The sequence below is a fragment of the Microcoleus sp. S13_C5 genome (assembly GCF_036700845.1).
GTDB lineage: Bacteria > Cyanobacteriota > Cyanobacteriia > Cyanobacteriales > Microcoleaceae > Microcoleus.
On sequence record NZ_JAUBPR010000020.1, the window covers coordinates 19,465 to 37,988 of the forward strand.

15 protein-coding genes and 1 tRNA gene are annotated in these 18,524 nt (G+C 46.2%); 12 read left to right on the top strand and 4 right to left on the bottom strand.

From position 1 onward, the window contains the following. Nucleotides 1–51 precede the first annotated feature (51 nt). From QUA04_RS08205 to urtE, 11 genes are all read left to right on the top strand, one after another. On the top strand, nucleotides 52–777 hold the full coding sequence (locus QUA04_RS08205; protein ID WP_333255562.1) for a TVP38/TMEM64 family protein: 726 nt from the start codon (nucleotides 52–54) through the stop codon (nucleotides 775–777). A 295-nt stretch (nucleotides 778–1,072) separates the two neighbouring features. Beyond that, nucleotides 1,073–3,634: an ATP-binding protein gene (locus QUA04_RS08210; protein ID WP_333255564.1), complete on the top strand. Its 2,562-nt coding sequence runs from the start codon at nucleotides 1,073–1,075 to the stop codon at nucleotides 3,632–3,634. Nucleotides 3,635–3,882: 248 nt separating this feature from the next. Beyond that, nucleotides 3,883–4,782 (top strand): methyltransferase domain-containing protein, encoded by a 900-nt coding sequence (locus QUA04_RS08215; RefSeq protein ID WP_333255566.1) that lies wholly within the window; start codon nucleotides 3,883–3,885, stop codon nucleotides 4,780–4,782. 266 nt (nucleotides 4,783–5,048) lie between these two features. Further along, entirely contained in the window at nucleotides 5,049–5,774 is a 726-nt protein-coding gene (locus QUA04_RS08220) for an HAD family phosphatase (RefSeq protein ID WP_333255569.1), read from the top strand. Nucleotides 5,775–5,894: 120 nt separating this feature from the next. Further along, nucleotides 5,895–5,967, top strand: a tRNA-Ala gene (locus tag QUA04_RS08225). A gap of 526 nt (nucleotides 5,968–6,493) precedes the next feature. After that, entirely contained in the window at nucleotides 6,494–7,816 is a 1,323-nt protein-coding gene (gene urtA / locus QUA04_RS08230; protein WP_333255571.1) for an urea ABC transporter substrate-binding protein, read from the top strand. A gap of 284 nt (nucleotides 7,817–8,100) precedes the next feature. Next, nucleotides 8,101–9,255 (top strand): ABC transporter permease subunit, encoded by a 1,155-nt coding sequence (locus tag QUA04_RS08235; RefSeq protein WP_333255573.1) that lies wholly within the window; start codon nucleotides 8,101–8,103, stop codon nucleotides 9,253–9,255. Between the two features lie 27 nt (nucleotides 9,256–9,282). After that, nucleotides 9,283–10,425, top strand: a complete 1,143-nt coding sequence (gene urtC, locus QUA04_RS08240) for an urea ABC transporter permease subunit UrtC (protein ID WP_333255575.1) — start codon at nucleotides 9,283–9,285, stop codon at nucleotides 10,423–10,425. Between the two features lie 190 nt (nucleotides 10,426–10,615). Next, a complete protein-coding gene (locus QUA04_RS08245; RefSeq protein WP_333255577.1) occupies nucleotides 10,616–11,338 on the top strand; it encodes a TIGR00266 family protein in 723 nt (240 codons plus the stop codon). Nucleotides 11,339–11,523: 185 nt separating this feature from the next. Next, nucleotides 11,524–12,270, top strand: a complete 747-nt coding sequence (gene urtD, locus QUA04_RS08250; protein ID WP_333101927.1) for an urea ABC transporter ATP-binding protein UrtD — start codon at nucleotides 11,524–11,526, stop codon at nucleotides 12,268–12,270. A gap of 139 nt (nucleotides 12,271–12,409) precedes the next feature. Continuing rightward, nucleotides 12,410–13,108: an urea ABC transporter ATP-binding subunit UrtE gene (gene urtE, locus QUA04_RS08255; protein WP_333255580.1), complete on the top strand. Its 699-nt coding sequence runs from the start codon at nucleotides 12,410–12,412 to the stop codon at nucleotides 13,106–13,108. On the opposite strand, the gene QUA04_RS08260 is transcribed toward urtE, so the two are convergent. Next, nucleotides 13,070–13,489 (bottom strand): hypothetical protein, encoded by a 420-nt coding sequence (locus QUA04_RS08260; RefSeq protein WP_333255652.1) that lies wholly within the window; start codon nucleotides 13,487–13,489, stop codon nucleotides 13,070–13,072. The genes urtE and QUA04_RS08260 overlap by 39 nt on opposite strands. Next, entirely contained in the window at nucleotides 13,422–14,147 is a 726-nt protein-coding gene (locus QUA04_RS08265; RefSeq protein WP_333255582.1) for a pentapeptide repeat-containing protein, read from the bottom strand. The genes QUA04_RS08260 and QUA04_RS08265 overlap by 68 nt, the downstream gene beginning before the upstream one ends. Nucleotides 14,148–14,331: 184 nt before the next feature. Here QUA04_RS08265 and QUA04_RS08270 point away from each other — a divergent pair, with 184 nt between their 5' ends. Continuing rightward, nucleotides 14,332–14,886, top strand: a complete 555-nt coding sequence (locus tag QUA04_RS08270; protein WP_333255584.1) for a hypothetical protein — start codon at nucleotides 14,332–14,334, stop codon at nucleotides 14,884–14,886. Between the two features lie 60 nt (nucleotides 14,887–14,946). On the opposite strand, the gene QUA04_RS08275 is transcribed toward QUA04_RS08270, so the two are convergent. Both QUA04_RS08275 and QUA04_RS08280 read right to left on the bottom strand, forming a co-directional pair. Next, on the bottom strand, nucleotides 14,947–15,423 hold the full coding sequence (locus QUA04_RS08275) for a chemotaxis protein CheW (RefSeq protein ID WP_333255586.1): 477 nt from the start codon (nucleotides 15,421–15,423) through the stop codon (nucleotides 14,947–14,949). 215 nt (nucleotides 15,424–15,638) lie between these two features. Beyond that, entirely contained in the window at nucleotides 15,639–18,476 is a 2,838-nt protein-coding gene (locus QUA04_RS08280) for a hybrid sensor histidine kinase/response regulator (RefSeq protein ID WP_333255588.1), read from the bottom strand. Nucleotides 18,477–18,524: the final 48 nt, after the last annotated feature.

Below are 18,524 nucleotides of genomic sequence, written 5' to 3' on the forward strand. Positions count from 1 at the left end.
GCAACTACAAACCTTACGGTGTATGCAATGAATGAGTAGGGAGTTTAGGTAATGAATGATTCGCGATCGCCCGATGAAAATCCGCCAACATCAAACCGGTGGAAGCTGATTTTAGGGATTGGTTTAGCTGTGGCTTTGATTGTGGCGGCAAAGTTTTTTAACTTCCAAGGAATTCTGAAAAATGCCTTGGAGTCGATCGCGAGTCTCGGCCCTTGGGGCCCGGCAGCTTTTATTTTAATTTATATTGTCGCAACGGTTCTATTTATCCCCGGTTCTTTGCTGACTCTCGGTTCTGGCGTTTTGTTCGGAGTCGTTGGCGGTTCGGTTTGTGTTTCCATCGGCTCAGTTTTAGGCGCAACTTGCGCTTTTTTGGTAGGGCGGTATTTAACTCGCGACTGGGTTTCCAAACAGATAGAGGGCAATCAAAAATTTAAGGCGATCGACTCCGCAGTTGCCTCTGAAGGATGGAAAATTGTGCTTTTAACGCGGCTTTCTCCCATTTTTCCGTTTAATTTGCTTAACTATGCTTTTGGAGTCACGCAGGTATCTCTCAAAGACTATTTTTTCGCATCTTGGATCGGCATGATTCCCGGAACAGTCATGTATGTTTATATCGGTTCCCTGGCTGGGAGTTTGGCTGCCCTCGGATCGCAAGGGCGATCGCGCACTGCTGCTGAGTGGGCTCTCTACGGCATTGGTTTGCTAGCAACGATCGCCCTCACCGTTTATGCAACCCGCTTGGCTAAAAAAGCTTTAGACGAAAAAATTTCCCCTTGACACCCCAGCGCACATTAGTAAAATTGTCAAGAGGGTTTTGCCCATACATTAGAATACATTGCTAATTTAAAAAACTCCGTGTTTTCTCTGTGTTATTTACAATTATTTTGTTATACAAACGAGATAGATATTAAAGATATCGTAAACCAGTAACCTCAATTAGGTAAACCGAAGGTCAAAATATAAAGCTGATGCCAAAATAGAAGGCGAGCGTGCGATCGGAATAAGAATTGTTTGCAGTCAGGAATGCAAGTCATACCATTTTAAATTTTAGATTTTAGATTTTAGATTGGGAATGACTGATGACTACCAGGGTTGGGAGCATCGACCTACAGTTGCATTATTTTCTGAAACTGGTCTCACGACTTGGCTGATATTAATTCTGCCGAATGACGACTACCGTTTGATGAATTTGATTCGGAGAGAACATTTGATGATGCAAAACCCAGCAAATCAAGCCGGATCTGTGTCTGCGCCGCCGCCACCAACAAAAAAGCTGCGTTGCTTTTGGGACAACATCAGCAATTCGGCTCAATCGCGGTGGCAGCAAGCGCACAGTCTTTGGCAGCACAGACGGCAGCGCCGCCATTTGCTGACCCTGCTAATTCTGGGTACCACGGCATTAACCATTAGCACAACAGCTTGCATCAGCTATTTTTTTGTGCGCGGGCTAATCCTCGACAATTTAAAGGAAATAGCACTATTAAAACTAGAAAAAGGCACTGACGAAATCGACCGCTGGCTCAGCACTCGCAAAGCAGAAATAGAAACCCTTGCTTACGATCCTACGGTTAGCACTCTCAATTGGAAATTAGTCGAACCCCGGTTACAAGGAGAAATATACAGATTAAAAGAGTATTTCATCCTGTCATTAACTCAACCCGACGGCTCATTAATCAATACTTTAGGCAACCGCGCGAACATCAAAGACCGCCAACACTTTCAAAAAGCAATGGCCGGGCAGCTCAACGTTTCCGACCCGCTGATAGGCCGCAGTACAAAAGTTCCAACGATCATCATTACAGCTCCTATTTGGGCCTTGCCTCCTGCTCCCAATAAAGTAATTGGAGTCCTCGCGGGCGCCATTAAATTAGACCGAGTAGCATCTGTGGCTAACAGCTTGCAGTACGGTTCTGACAGTTATGCTTTTGCGATCAATTCACAAGGAGTGCCAATTGTTCATCCCAACAATAACTTAATCGGAAATATCGACCAGGATGCCCCAAGCTTTTTACATTCAAAAGACCCCGCACTCTCCACAATTGCGCGGCAGATGATCGACCGCCAGACGAACATCGAACTGGTAAAAATAGATAACAAATGGGTGTATGTGGCTTATGCTCCCCTCAATGAAGTTAACTGGTCGATGGCTTTAGTAATTCCCCGCGAAAATATTGAATCCCAACTGCAAGCATTAAATTTACTGACATCGGTCGTCGCCGGACTGCTCGGCCCAGCAATGCTAGCAGCAATATGGCTAATTTATTCCTCCGAAAACAATCGCGCTCAAGCGGAGCGAGAAGCCATGCTCAACCGGATTGCTGGACGCATTCGCGCTTCCCTGGAATTAGACCAAATCGTGCAAAGCACAGTCGAAGAAATAGTAAGTTTGCTGCACCTAGAACGGGCGGCTTTTGGGTGGTACAAACCACAAGAAAAAATGTTACAAATCATATGGGAATGTTGCCCATCAGATTGTTCGACCCCCGCTCAAAAGTTTGAGTCTTACTTTGTCGGAAATTTGTCCATACCGAGTGGCCAATGCGAGCCAATTATTCTTTCGAGGGACACTTGGGCGGAGGGTGCAGATCGAGCGAGCGAAATTAAAGCTAATAGCTATTTAGCCGTTCCTGTCCACACTCAAAACCAGCCGCAGGGTTATTTAATTTGCAGCCACGTTAGTCATTGGCTTTGGAGCAAGGAGGAAATCCAACTCTTAAAAGCTGTAGCAGACCAATTGGCGATCGCAATTACTCAAGCTCACCTTTACAGTCAAACCCAAGACCAAGTAAAACTCCTTAATAGCGCCTTAAATGAACTGAAAAAAACTCAAACTCATTTAGTGCAGAGCGAAAAAATGTCATCTCTCGGTCAAATGGTGGCTGGAATAGCGCACGAAATTAACAACCCCGTTAACTTCATTTCGGCTAATTTGCCTCACACCAGCAAATATACTAAAGATTTATTAGAATTGGTGAGTTTATACAAAGAAGCCTTCCCAGAGGTTCCCCAGAAAATCGCAGATTTTACCGAAGAAATAGAGTTAGAATTTATCGAGGAAGATTTGCCGCATATATTGGATTCTATGAAAATAGGAACCGAACGCATTCGCAGCATAGTTCTTTCTTTGCGTAACTTTTCTCGCCTCGATGAATCTGACAAAAAGCAGGCGGATATTCACGAAGGTATAGAAAATACCTTGCTGTTGCTCTCCAACCGCATTAAAAATAGAATTTATATAGTCAAGAAATACGGAAAAGTGCCTTCAGTCGAGTGCTATCCCTCTCAGCTCAATCAGGTGTTTATGAACTTGCTGAGTAATGCGATCGATGCCTTGAACGAGATCGATCGCCTGGATAAAATTATTACTATTTCCACAGGAGTAGTTCGCGAAAATGGCTGTAAATTTCTGAAAGTGGCGATCGCCGACAACGGCCCCGGCATTCCCGACAGCGTTAAAGACCAAATTTTTAACCCATTTTTTACTACTAAACCGGTGGGTCAAGGTACTGGTTTGGGGTTAGCAATTAGCTACAAAATTGTAGTGGATGGACACGGCGGCAGCATCAAAATTTCTCAGCCTCCGGGCGGAGGCACGGAATTTTTGGTAAAAATTCCTATTAGTAACGGGAAGTAATACGATTTTAGATTTTAGATTTTAGATTTTGAAATACCTGATAAAACCAGCTTTTGAAGCTGGTATATAGTTGCATTTTTTTGAAAAAATGGTATAAGAAGGAAGTGGAAAGGAAGTCCACGGATTTTGTAACGTTGTAACGGAAGTAAGGGATAGAGGGAAGAGAGAAGATGGGATCAACAGTTTTAATTAATGCTAAATTTACGGCCGTTGGCTAAAATTAGAAGAGTTTTTGTTAAAGGTGTTTTATGGCTGTTGGCAAGGATACAATTTTCGAGCGCTTTTTGTCGCCCCTGATTCGACTGGCGATCGACGAAGAAGCACTGAAACGACTCTACGAAGGTATCGATTGGGAAACAGCGGGCGATCGCTACCGACAACCCGACTTAGTTTATCCTGAATATTACACCAGCCAAAACTTTCACGGCATTAAACGCGGCTACCTCAACCCCAGTGCCGCCGTTTCCTACGATCCAATCACGCAATATGTTTTGCCTCCCCACGAAACAGTCGTCAGGCAAGGCTTAATTGACGCTGTGCGGGTGAAACCGCGCCGAATTATCGATTTGGGATGCGGCACCGGTTCGACAACGCTCATGCTCAAGCAGGCTTTTCCCGAAGCGGAAGTTGTCGGGCTGGACTTGTCGCCTTATATGCTGGTAGTTGCCGACATGAAAGCGCAAAAAGCCGGCTTAAATATCCAGTGGTTGCACGGAAATGCCGAAAGCGTTGCTTTTCCCGATGCCAGCTTCGATTTAGTCGCAGCTTCCTTGCTGTTTCACGAGACGCCACCTGCTGTATCGCGGGCAATTTTGCGAGAAAGCTTCCGACTGCTAAAGGTTGGGGGACAAGTGGCAATTTTGGACGGAAACCAAAAAACTTTGCGGCAAACAGAGTGGCTGACTGATATCTTTGAGGAGCCTTATATTAAGTCTTACGCTGCTGGCAGCCTCGATGCTTGGGCGGGGGCGGCTGGATTCGCTGCGGTGCAAACTCACGAACACTGGTGGACGAATCAGGTGACGCAGGGCGTGAAACCTTTGCCGGGGGAAGATTTGGAACAGGCCAAGGTGGCGAGGGGGTGGAATAGGGGCGATCGAACTCCTGATTTTGATGGCGATTTACCAGGCATTCCAGCTCCCGCTTGATTTATTGTTACTAATACCAATTTAAAAAAGTCTTGCTACCATCCTCAATCTTATACCAATTATTAAAAGTCGAAGCGGACGGTAAGGACACGGCAATGCCGTGTCCCTACAGATGCTCGCGTACAATTTATGTGTCACGTTACTTTTAATAATTAGTATAAATTCTTTTTTCCTTCCTCCTTCTTCCCTCTTCCCTCTTCCCTCTTCCTGACATCCGTTACATCCGTTACATAATCCGTTGCCTAACTTCCTTCTTCCCTCTTCTAATGACTCTAAAAGCAGTTTTATTTGATTTTAATGGTGTGATTGTTAATGACGAGCCGATTCACGAGAAAATAATCGATCAATTGATGCTGGATGAAAATCTCCAGCTCAAACGTGGGGAGGTTCGAGAAGTTTGTTTGGGAAGGAGCAATCGCGCTTGCATTACCTCACTGCTCGAGCGCCGGGGACGATTTCTGACAGAAACATACCTCGATCGGCTGCTGCGGCGCAAGGCCGAAGCTTACAAAGCTCAAATAGATACTTTGGAGAAACTGCCGATTTATCCTGGTTTGGCAGAATTTATTGACAAAATTCGGGTTGCCGGACTGAAAATGGCCGTAGTTAGCGGGGCCATGCGATCGGATATAGAATTGGTGTTAGATCGGGCCGGTTTGGCAGCAAACTTTGAGTTAATTGTCGCAGGCGACGACTTGAGGGCGAGCAAACCAGCACCCGACGGCTATCTATTGGCAGTGGAACTTCTCAACCAGAAATATCCCGACTTTAACCTGCAACCGATCGAGTGTTTGGCGATAGAAGATACTTTTGCGGGGATTGAAGCAGCGAAAAAAGCGGGGATTCAGGTTGCGGGTGTGACTCACACTTACCCGTTTCACATGATCCAGCGCCAAGCTAATTGGACGGTGGACTATTTTGCTGATTTAGAGTTGGACAGAGTGGCGGCACTTTGCTCGATCGCCCCCACTGAGCCGGCGGAAAAAACTTGACCTTTTTAGCAGTTACGTGCTAGTGTAAGTGACGGTCTGCGAACGTGAGAGCCAGCAAGACCTGTAAGCCTTTTAGATTCGGCAATCCCGCATCTAAAATGCTAAATTAAAACTCAATCAGGGGAATTAGCTCAGTTGGTAGAGCGCTGCGATCGCACCGCAGAGGCCAGCGGTTCGAGTCCGCTATTCTCCATAAATCAGGGCCATTTCTACAGGTGACGATTGTACTCAAAGCGAAGTGCGATCGTCACCTGTTCTGATACTCGCCTATTTTATGCGATCGACCCGGTTGCTGCCTAAGTTTTAACATCAATAACCTGTGGAGAGCGAGAAACCCGCTTTCTATTTTGTGCGATCGACCCGGTTTATGCCTAACTGGTAGCATTAATAAGATAATTTATGTAAAGAAACCGGGTTTCTAATTACACACTGATTGCTGAAAAGACGTATTTTGGTGTCTAAACACGGTTTCAGAAAAGAATGCAACGGTAGGTAAACTCCAAAGCCTTATGTCATCAGTCAATCTTAAATCTAAAATGGTATCCGCCCAGTTTTTGCAGCAGTAGCCATCAATCCCCAGAAAAGTTTCATTTTGTCAACATATCATAAATTTTGTATCTAAAAATACAACAGTATTCTGAAGCGAGTCTTAATATCAAGTCGCTATGTGTTATTATTCTCAATCATCTGACTCATCTATTCAAGAGTAACAAGAAAAAATGACAAAGCGATTCGATCGGCGGAAATTTCTTTTGTACGGTTCTGCTACCCTCACATCAAGTTTATTTCTAAAAGCTTGTAGAACTCCAACTCCAACAGCAACTCCCGCCGCTTCTCCCACATCAACAGGAACTACACCAGCAGCAGCCGGGGGCGGAAACACGATAAAAGTAGGAATTTTGCATTCCTTGAGCGGCACGATGTCAATCAGCGAAAAAAGCGTTGTCGATGCCGAACAATTAGCGATCGAAGAAATTAATAAAGCTGGTGGCGTCCTCGGAAAACAAATCGAAGCAGTCGTAGAAGATGGCAACTCAGACTGGCCGACTTTTGCCGAAAAAGCCAAAAAATTGATCGACCAAGATAAAGTTGTCACCGTCTTCGGCTGCTGGACTTCCGCCAGTCGCAAAGCAGTATTGCCGGTATTTGAAGAAAAAAATCATATGCTCTGGTATCCCGTACAATACGAGGGTCAAGAGTGTTCCAAAAATATCTTTTACACCGGCGCGGCACCAAACCAACAAATCGAACCAGCAGTTGACTGGCTGCTAGAAAATAAAGGGAAAAAATTCTTCTTAGTCGGGTCTGACTACGTTTTCCCCCGCACGGCAAATACCATTATCAAGGCACAGCTAGCAGCCAAAGGCGGCGAATTAGTTGGGGAAGATTACATTCCTTTGGGCGGGACAGAAGTCACGCCAATTATTACTAAAATTAAGGCAGCTTTGCCAGACGGCGGCGTCATTTTCAATTCCCTCAACGGCGACAGCAACGTAGCATTTTTCAAACAGTTGCAGGGTGCAGGTTTGGGCCCGGACAAATATCCGTCAATGTCGGTCAGTATTGCAGAAGAAGAAGTAAAGGCGATCGGTGTAGAATATCTTAAAGGTCATTACGCCGCCTGGAATTACTTCATGACTGTAGAATCTCCGGCCAATACAAAATTTGTGGAAGCTTTCAAGGCAAAATACGGCAAAGATAGAGTAACAAATGACCCGATGGAAGCAGCTTACATCATGGTTTACCTGTGGAAGCAAGCCGTCGAAAAAGCAGGGACAGCCGACGATTTAGAAAAAGTGCGGGCTGCCGCTTTGGGTCAAACCTTTGACGCGCCGGAGGGCAAAGTTACGATGGAAAACAACCACCACATCTCTAAATTTGTGCGCTTGGGCGAAGTGAGAGAAGACGGTTTGTTTAACATCGCTTATGCTACACCAGAAGCAGTGAAGCCGGTGCCTTGGAATCAATTTGTCGCTGAAACAAAAGGCTTTGCTTGCGATTGGTCAGACCCCGCAAAAGGTGGAAAATTCAAAGCTGGATAAGTAGGTAATACCAATTTCAATACGCTTGGGTTAAGCCCGATCCCCCCTAACCCCCCTTAAGAAGGGGGGGACAAGAGCGTTCTTGCGTCACCCCCTACTCCCCTTAATAAGGGGGAACTGGACTCTTCAAAGTCCCCCTTATTAAGGGGGATTTAGGGGGATCGAGACTCGGCTACAAGCGAAATATACAGAGGGTTTTAGTTCTAAGTTGACACTAATGGGGTAAAACCAGCCCCTAATTATCCGCGAACAAAGTTAACCGACTTGATGCAGGAGTAACAAAAGTGGCGATATTAGATGGTTTATTTAACGGCATTAGCATCGGCGCAGTTTTACTAATTGCCGCCCTGGGATTAGCGATTATTTTCGGGCTGATGGGCGTGATTAATATGGCTCATGGCGAGTTGATGATGCTGGGGGCTTATACAACTTTCGTGGTACAAAATGTCTTCAAAGGTATGGGAGGATTTGCTTTTGAAACCTATATTTTATTTGCAATTCCCCTAGCTTTTTTAGTAGCTGCCTTGGTAGGATTAATTCTTGAACGCGGAGTGATTCGCTATCTTTACGGGCGACCGCTAGAAACTCTGCTGGCAACTTGGGGCGTAAGTTTAATTTTGCAGCAGTTTGTCCGCAGCGTTAGTTGGGTGCTGGTAATTGGGATTGCGGTGTTTTGTTTGCTGTTTTTTGGCGGTTTGCGGGTGCTGAAATCGCGCCTGGATTTCGATCGCATTCGCAACAAAATTATCGCTATAATTTTGCCTTTATCTTTGGGTATTTCCTGGGCGGTGAGCGCCTTTTTAGGGCAAACTTACAAACTGGCCGTAACTCAACCTTGGTTTGGCGCTCAAAATGTGGACGTAACTGCACCGAAATGGTTGCGGGGCGGCATACCGCTGGGCAATTTTCAGTTGCCCTACGCCCGAATTTTTATTATTGTGCTGACAGGAATTTGTTTGGCGGGAATTTACCTATTTTTGCAAAAGTCTGTGTGGGGATTACGGATTAGATCCGTGACGCAAAATCGCAGCATGAGCGCGTGTTTGGGAATTCCTACCGAACAAGTAGACGCCCTGACTTTTGCTTTGGGTTCGGGGCTGGCAGGTGTGGCTGGGTGCGCGATTAGTTTGATTGGTTCGGTAGGGTCAAATACCGGACAAAATTATATAGTCGATACGTTTATGGTGGTGGTTGTGGGCGGTGTCGGCAAGATTGTGGGGAGTGTAGTGGCTGCGATCGCGATCGGCACTGCCAATTACCTGATCGGTTCGGGAACATTAGCATTAATGTTCGCTCCTATCAAGCCTTTAGCTGACTTCTTCACATTTTTCGCCACAAGCAGCATGGCAAAAGTAATGGTATTCGCCTTAATTATGGCTTTTCTGCAAGTGAAGCCGGGAGGGATTTTCCCGCAAAAAGGGCGGACGGTAGAAAATTAAAACTTACAACTGCGAGTGTAGCGAAAAATGCAGAAAACACATCAAAAACCCTGGCTAAAAGAAGCGATAATTGTCAGCGCGATCGCCCTCACATTCATATTGCTGATCCCAGGAATACTCCCCGACGTTCGCCTCAATCAATTAGGGCGATTTTTAGCACTAGCAATTGCCGCCCTCGGCATAGACTTGATTTGGGGATACACAGGTTTGCTTAGTTTAGGGCATGGGGTGTTTTTTGCGATCGGCGGCTACGCTTTCGCCATGCACCTAAAACTGCAAATTCCCCCAACCGCCAGCAGTCAATTGCCAGAATTTATGAACCTCTACGGTGTTACCGAACTTCCCTGGTTTTGGCAACCATTTTATTCATTTCCTTTCTCAGCATTAGCAGTAGTTCTCATCCCCGCCATCTTGGGTGCACTTTTAGGTTATTTAGTATTCCGCAATCGGATTCGAGGGGTTTACTTTTCAATTCTCACCCAAGCAGCAACCATTGTATTTTTCAACTTCTTTAACGGTCAGCAAAAACTGATTAACGGAACCAACGGACTCACCGACTTTAAAACCTTGTTCGGAGCCACAGTTAATGACCGAGATACTCAATATATTTTCTACATTCTCACCATACTATTTCTAGTAGCAACTTACGCCCTCTGCCGATGGCTGACCAGCGGGCGGTTCGGCCGCCTGTTAGTAGCAATTCGCGACGACGAAGTGCGGCTGCGTTTCTCAGGTTACAATCCCACAGGATATAAAGTTTTAGTCTTTGCAATTTCCGCCGGTTTAGCCGGGATTGCAGGCGCATTATTTACCGTACAAACCGGAATCATTTCGCCAAAAGCAATGGATATTGCCTTTTCAATTGAAATGGTAATCTGGGTCGCAGTGGGAGGTCGCGCCACATTATCAGGAGCAATATTGGGAACACTGCTAGTCAACTTTGGCAAAAGTTTCTTGAGCGAACAATTCCCCGAAGTTTGGCTGTTTTTCCAAGGTGCGCTATTCCTCATAGTAGTCACAGTGCTGCCCGACGGCTTAGTCGGATGGCTGCAACATCAAGGTTTCGACCAAATCCGCAGCTTGTTCAGAAGACCGAAGTACGCATCTACTTACCCCAGCCTGGAACAAGACCCCCAAGTACAGCTCGAAAAAGAAGAACTTGAACATTGAGTGCAAAAATATCGTGTAATTTATAAGTAGGCTGACATAAATAAATGTCACCTACAACAGACAAACAAAGCAATCGTAATAGACTTGGCAAACGTTGCGTTTATCCCTGTCTGAGGAAACGTAATATATATGTCCACCTACTTAGATATCCGTAGCAAGTAGCTTCGTTCTTTAACTTAAGAGGCAACATATGGCAGATATTATTGACTACAAAATCTACGGCGACGATTTGCAACTCATCGAGATTGAACTCGACCCCAAAGAAGGCGTCAGGGCTGAAGCTGGAACCATGACATACATGGAAGGCGACATCCAAATGCAAACATCCACAGGCGGCGGCTTATTTCAAGGTTTCAAACGAATGCTGACAGGAGCGGGTTTTTTCATTACCACCTTTGTCAACGCCGGAAATCGTAAGGCCCGCGTCGCTTTTGCCGCCCCCTATCCGGGTAAAGTAATTCCCCTAGATTTAGGCCAACTTGGTGGTAAATTTTTGTGCCAAAAAGACTCATTTCTCTGTGCGGCCAACGGCATTGAAATTGAGGTAGCATTCACCAAACGGCTCGGTGCCGGTTTCTTTGGCGGAGAAGGTTTTATTCTGCAAAAATTGCAGGGTGACGGGCTAGCTTTTGTTCATGCGGGAGGAACAATAGTTGAGAAAAATTTGGGAGTGGGCGAAGTGTTGCGAGTAGACACCGGCTGTTTAGTAGCTTTTGCAGCGAGTGTAGATTACGATATTCAGTTTGTTGGCGGCTTTAGAAATGCTTTATTTGGAGGTGAAGGCTTGTTTTTGGCAAAGATGACTGGGCCTGGTAAAGTATACGTGCAAAGTTTGCCACTCTCGAAGTTAGCTGAACGGATTTTAGCTGCTGCTCCACCTTCTATTTCGAGCAGTTCTAGCAGTTTTACTTGAGAGTAAAATAACCATTTATGTGCTTTTGTAGGGTGCGTCAGCCAGTCGATTTTCCGGCTTACCCAGAGACTGTTAACTGACGCACCTTCTCAGAGAAAATCAGCGCTGTCAGGTGCGTCAGCCAGCAGATTTTTCGGCTTACTCAGAGACTGTTAACTGACGCACCCTACCCGGAGAAATTACCTATGAATGGCAAAGTATTAGAAATAGAAAACTTGACTGTTAGTTTTGATGGTTTTAAAGCCATAAACGGTTTAAATTTCAGCATGGATGCGGGCGAACTGCGAGTTATTATTGGCCCCAATGGTGCGGGGAAAACAACTTTTCTCGATTCAATTACCGGGAAGGTGCAGCCGACAGAGGGCCGGGTGTTATTTAAGGGACAAAATTTACGCAAGTTGTCGGAAGATAGGATTTCGCGCTTGGGAATTGGTCGCAAGTTTCAGACGCCACGAGTTTACTTGAATTTAACGCCACGCGAAAATTTGGAATTGTCTTGCAGTCGCCATAAAAATGTTTTTTCGACTTTGTTCAAGCCTGCTTCGGCTGCTGAAAAACGCACGGTTGCCGGTTTATTAGAAACAATTGGTTTAGTTGCTAAGGCTGATATTTCGGCTGGTTTGCTTTCTCACGGGGAAAAGCAATGGTTGGAAATTGGAATGTTGGTGGCTCAATCTCCTGATTTGTTGTTGGTAGATGAACCTGTGGCGGGTTTGACGGATGAGGAAACGATGTTAACTGGAGAGTTGCTGATTTCGTTGGCGGAAAGTCATTCGGTGTTGGTAATTGAACACGATATGGAGTTTGTGCGGCAAATTGCGCGGCAGGTGACGGTGTTGCATCAGGGTGCGGTTTTGTGTGAGGGGACTATGGATGAGGTGCAAAATGACGATCGGGTAATTGAGGTATATTTGGGCAAACCGGAAGAGTAAGAAGAAGGAAGTTCGGCAACGGATTGTGTAACGGATGTAACGGATGTAACGGATGTAACGGATATCAGGAAGAAGGAAGAAGGCAGAACTTATTTGTTAGTTGCTACTAATTCCCAGGCCCAATTACCAATTAAAAACTATGCTGCAAGTCTCTAATTTGAATGTTTATTACGGCGAAAGTCACATTTTGCGCGATGTCGATTTAAGCGTCATGGCGGGGCAAATGGTTTGCTTGATCGGCCGCAATGGTGTGGGCAAAACTACTATGCTAAAAACGATTATGGGGTTGCTGCAACCGCGCAGTGGCACTATTGCTTTTGGCGGAAAATCTATTGCTTCTAAGTTGACTCACCAGCGGGCTAGATTAGGCATTGGTTATGTGCCTCAAGGGCGTGAAATTATTCCACGTTTGACGGTTAAAGAAAATTTATTGTTAGGTTTGGAAGCGAAACCAACCAAAACCAAAAATCCTGAAGTTCCTGATGAAATTTTTGATTTATTTCCTGTTTTGAAAACTATGCTCGATCGCCTGGGAGGTGATTTGAGCGGGGGACAGCAGCAGCAGTTAGCTATTGCTAGGGCTTTGATGGGTGAGCCGCAGTTGCTGGTTTTGGATGAACCTACGGAAGGGATTCAACCCTCGATTATTTTAGATATTGAAGCTGCTGTGCGCCGTGTGGTTGCGACTAGGGGAATTTCTGTTTTGTTGGTGGAGCAACATTTGCATTTTGTGCGGCAAGCTGACTGGTATTATGCTATGCAGAAAGGCGGAATTGTGGCTTCGGGAAGCACTAGCGAGTTAAGTGATGAGGTGATTCAGAGGTTTTTGGCTGTTTGAGTCAGAAGGAAGTTCGGCAACGGATTCTGTAACGGATGTAACGGATGGAAGGAAGAAGGAAGAGGGAAGAAGGAAGCAGGAAACGAGGCAACGAGCCAGAGCCTCTAGATATTTATTCCCAGGCTCTGCCTGGGAACAAGGAATCAAAAAACTTGTATTCAGTCCCCGTAGGCGGACAAAAGTTTGACAATAAGCGATTTCAATCGCCCAGGAAACGAGGCATTTTCCTTCTTCTTTCTTCCTGATATCCGTTACATCCGTTACATCCGTTACATCCGTTACAGAATCCGTTGCCGAACTTCCTTCTGCTATATTATTGATTTTTCCTGCCGTCGGGCATTGTGGTGCCGGCCATACTTGCTCGATCGATACTAGCGCCATCTATATTAGCATTGCGGAGGTTGGCATCGGAAAGATTGGCATCTCTCAAGTCGGAAAATCGCAGATCTGCACCGTCTAGATTTGTCTTTGTCAAGTTAGCTTTTCTGAGGTTAGCGTTGCTGATTCTCGCTCCTACTAATTCGGCTCCGCTTAAGTTTGTGCGAACTAGATTGGTGTTGACAAAATCTGAGATCTCGAAGCGACTACCGCTGAGGTTGGCATCTGATAAATCTGCTCCTGTAAGGATGGGATTTTTTAAGTTAAGGTTAACTAATTTTACGGCTCGGAGGTCGCAGCGGGAGCAGCTTTGAGTGAGCAGCAACGTTTCGACGTTGGCGTTGATTAGGTCGATTTGTTGCTGGGAGAAATTTTCGGCAAATTCTGGAGAGACGTAGCCGAGCTTTTTGGGGTCGTTTGCTTTTGGTTGGGGTGTTTGGATTTGTTGGGGTGTTTGGATTTGTTGGGGTGTTTGGATTTGTTGGGGTGTTTGTGGTTGGGGTGTTGGGATTGGTTGCGGTGTTGGGATTGGTTGGGGTGTTTGGATTGGTTGGGGTGTTTCGATTTGCCCGATCGCACTTTGTTGCAGCCCCACCTTCGGCAGTTCGAGAGTTGCTGCAAAAATTAGTAGCGCGATCGATAATATTGTGATTTTTTTCATAAATAAATAACAAGAGTGCAAAAATACTATTTACAGTTTATGGGAAGGTGCCCACTGCATCGTCATTCTTCGATAAGTTCCCTGAACTTTATCAACCAGGTACAATTCAGCAAGACTCGCCTCAATTTTACCGACACCATGTACGAAGAACGAATCACGAATCTAAACAGGAGAAAATTATCCTATGTATCGGCGCAAAATCAGCCACAATTGGAAATATCTACTCACGTCTGTCATCAGTTTTATCATCGTTGCAGTCATCCTTTTATCGACAGGGAGGGCATTGGCGCAGGATTCGCCCGAAGCAGTGGTGAATCAGTTTTACCAGTGGTATCTAAAAACTGAATCGGTGACTCGGCAATTCTCGCAGCAAAAAGCCGCGTTCGATCCAGAACTATATACGCAACTGGTGCAAGCTTGGGCCAAGCAACCGGGGCAGGATGCGGAGTTTGTGGATTTTGATGTGTTTTCAGGGACGCAGGTGGGGATGGTTAAAGCGGTGGTGAGATCCGTGAAGCAACCGTGGCAGGATCACACCGCAGAAGTGGATATGGATCTGTATGCAGGGCGCTTGCGAAATGGCCAGATGGTGCAGGTGGGGGACAAGCCGGTGACAGTGAAAGTGCTGATGGAGAAAAAGGAAAATACCGCGTGGCGCATTCGCAATTTGGTCTATGCCCAGGGCAATTGGGATAATCTGCTGTGCATTTTGCGGGGAATTAACCGCGCGGCCCGCTGATGAGGGCGATCGCCGCCATAGGCTAACATACTAAACACTGACTCCGCAGGATTTATATTGCTACATTTCGCTAAATAGATCAAAATTCAGATAAAAAACTTCGGAACCATCAGGTGCGCGAATTAACTTTTCTATTACCGGAGGCAGTTGCTGTTGACGGTACAATTTGGGAATCTCGCAGAAGCTTTCTTCGGTAATTTCCAAAATTTTTGGCATATTAGGAAGGGGAATTCCCAACCTATCGCTTTTATTTAAGGTACAAATAATCAGGTATTTGCATTCAGCAAGGCTCGGACTGCTGGGAAATATTTTGGATAAATTAATTATAGTAATCAGTTCTTCTTGATGTCGCAATAAACTATTACCGTTAGGTAAAATACCGTAGGTATTAAAGTTTTTAACAATGCGCTCCACTCGTTCAATAGGAACAGCATAGTAAATATTTCCTAGTTCAAAGGAAACAAATTTTTTAGGGGAAACTCTAACAGTGGCTTGTTTCTTGGTCCGAAATCTGCGATTGTAATTGGCGTGAGTCATTCGATTTTAGATTTTAGATTTTAGATTTTAGATTTTAGATTTTAGAATTATTTGATTTAAGATAGAAGATTATGTAATTGAAAGTTGAAAATTATTGAATTTTAGTAGGTGAGTCGCTTGCATAGGTTCCCACTATAATTAGCGGGGGCAATTACTTTTTGCCTAAGTTTTGTTTGAGATTAGGAAGTATTTTATGGCAAACTTTAGATTGTGGATTAAATTATCGAGTGGTGGATTAATTTGGGGATAGCTTGTAAAAGTTGGACTTCGCTGTAAGGTTTGGTGAAGTATTGATTTGCGCCTAATTCCATTGCCATTTGCCGATGTTTTGCCCCGCTACGGGATGTCAGCATGGCTACGGGAATCTTAGCAAACCGCTCGGTCGATCTGATCGATCGCAACAATTCAAATCCATCCATCCGGGGCATTTCAATATCCACGATCGCCAAACTGCAATCAAGACCATTTTGCAACTTTTCCAGGGCATCCACACCGTCTTTAGCCTGTACCACCCGGTAGCGAGCACGAGTCAGCGTCAGAGACAGCAACTGGCGAATTGTATAGGAATCATCCACTACCAAAATCTGCGGTGACTGACTCGAACTCGGCGGTATCTCCTGCACTTTACCGGAGACAGCGGCGATCGAACTATTTACCACAGGTTGGCGGACCAAATCATCCACATCCAGAATATTCACCACGCGCCCGTCCCCCAAAATCGTAGTCCCCAAAACGCCACGAGGCTTGGATAGAGGCGGTGGCAAAGGTTTAACCACAATTTCCTGCTGACCGATCAGCCGTTCCACGGCCACCGCCAGCATTCCTTCAGTAGAAGCCAAAACCAGGACAGGAATTTCGTCTTGGGTCAAAGGGTCAGGAGAGGGGGCATCCGGCCCGACGACGCTGTATTCTAGCAAATCTTGCATCCTCACCAAACGAATAAATTCCTCCCGCCACCACAGCATCGGCTGATTGCCAGCAAGGTGAACTTCCGAGGCTTTAATGTGCAGAATTTCCTCGACTGCATCCAGCGGCACCGCTATTTTATTGTGATCGGTCTTCACCATCAAAGCATCAGTAATCGACAGCAGCAGTGGCAGTTTAATGATAAAACTCGTACCTTTTCCCAGGCGAGAGTCTACCTTCACACTTCCCCGCACAGTCCGCAAATTTGTTCGCACCACGTCGAGCCCGACTCCCCGCCCCGAAAGGTCGCTGACCCCTTCTGTAGTGCTGAAACCCGGCCAAAACAGAAAATCGTAGAGTTCGGCAATGGAAAATTCTTGAGCTTGTTCCTCCGTCGCCAAACCCTTTGTGACAACTTTACGGCGAATCATTTCCGGGTCAATGCCTCTGCCGTCATCGGCGACAGTAATAATAGTTTGGCCACCTTGGTGGCGGGCTTCTATTTCTATTTGACCGCTGGCCGGCTTGCCGCTTGCTTTCCGAACTTCGGGCATTTCTATGCCGTGGTCGAAAGCGTTTCTCACTAAGTGTATTAAGGGGTCGCGCAAAGCCTCCAGTAAACTTTCGTCAATTTTGGTATCTCTTCCCACTAGCAGCAGATTGACCTCTTTATCGTATGTGAGGCACATCTCCCGGAGCGCTCTGGGCAAGTGATCGACGGCGCGACTGAAACTCACGACTCGCAACTGCATGACGCGGCTGCGTAGTTGTTCGGTAATCCGGCGCAGTTGGTCGGTACTGCGCTCGAATTTCATGGCTAAGGTGTCTAATTTAGTGGCGGAGTGAGAAATTGCTTGGGCAGTTTCGATGACTTCTGCGGCTGTCGAGTGGAACTCTGTATAACGATCCATCTCTAAGATATCGAAGTGAGCATGGGCCGGAGAGGATTTGCCGTTAGCCATCATTGGGAATTCTGTTTCTGGTGCTGCAAGTTTTCCCAATCCAGAGTTCCCGTTTCCCCCTCTCCACTCTGCAAAGCTCAGTCTGTCGTATTCTTCTCGCAACTGACCGCCGAATTGGTTCAAATCTACGATATTGCGGCGGATGCGCTTGACTTCGCCGCGCAGTTCGGATTCTTGAAGTTCTAAATTTGTACGGTTGATGACTAATTCCCCGACTAGATTCACCAATTCAGTTAAGCGTTCTAAGTCTACCCGGATTGTCGGTCTTTGCGGGTTGGGGACTGGGAGAGTCGAGGAGGGGGAGATTTCGGGGGAAGTGGGAGAGGGGGAGAGTGGGAGAGTGGGAGTGGGGGAGATTTCGGGGGGAGTGGGAGAGGGGGAGAGTGGGAGAGTGGGGGAGATTTCGGGGATGTCGATCGCCCTTCCTTCTAATATTTGTTGGCGTGCGGTTTGCAAGTTTTGGGCGATCGCCCAACCGTCAGATTGCAACCGCTGTAGAGTCAAGTCGGGAGAGTCGATCAAATCTCTGAGGGCTGCGGCGACTTTCCCAAAATCCGGCAATTGCAGCATTCCAGCCAAACCGGAGAGTTGGTAGTAAACCTGATTGAGGGCGGTGACGCTTTTTGCCAAATCTGCCTCGGAAGCTTGGGAAAGCTCGGTTTCTAGGCGATTGAAGAGTGGCGGCACTTGCTGTTCAAAAATCAGTTTCAGGGTTTCCGGGGCGGACGATTGGCTGGCTGCGGGGACTGGTGGCTGTTCTGAGTTGCCGTACTTGGCCTGGAACTGGGCGAAAATTTGGGCGATCGCCTCCAAGTTTTCGGTTTGATCCGGAGTCGTGACATCGGAGTGTTGAACCGATTCGATCGTAATCTTTTTGAGAGCATCCACCCCCTGCAGCAAAACACTCACAGTAGTCGGTTCCAGAGCCGACAAGTCTGTGCGATCGCGCAAAATGACAAAACAGTCCTCCAGCGTGTGAGCCGCCGCCGATACGTTTTGAAAGCCCAACATCGAACCCGCACCTTTAATCGAGTGAGCCGCCCGAAACATTTCTTTAACTGCCGCTTGTCGCTCTTTCAAACCAGCAGCTTCCATCGCCAGCAGATTCGTCTCCATTGACTGGAGAAACTCTTCGCATTCTGCGGTAAAAGCATCTATTAATTCGTTTAAATCGTCATCATTCATATTAGTCTGTTGTCTGTGGTCTGTTGACAGTTAACTGTTAACTGTTGT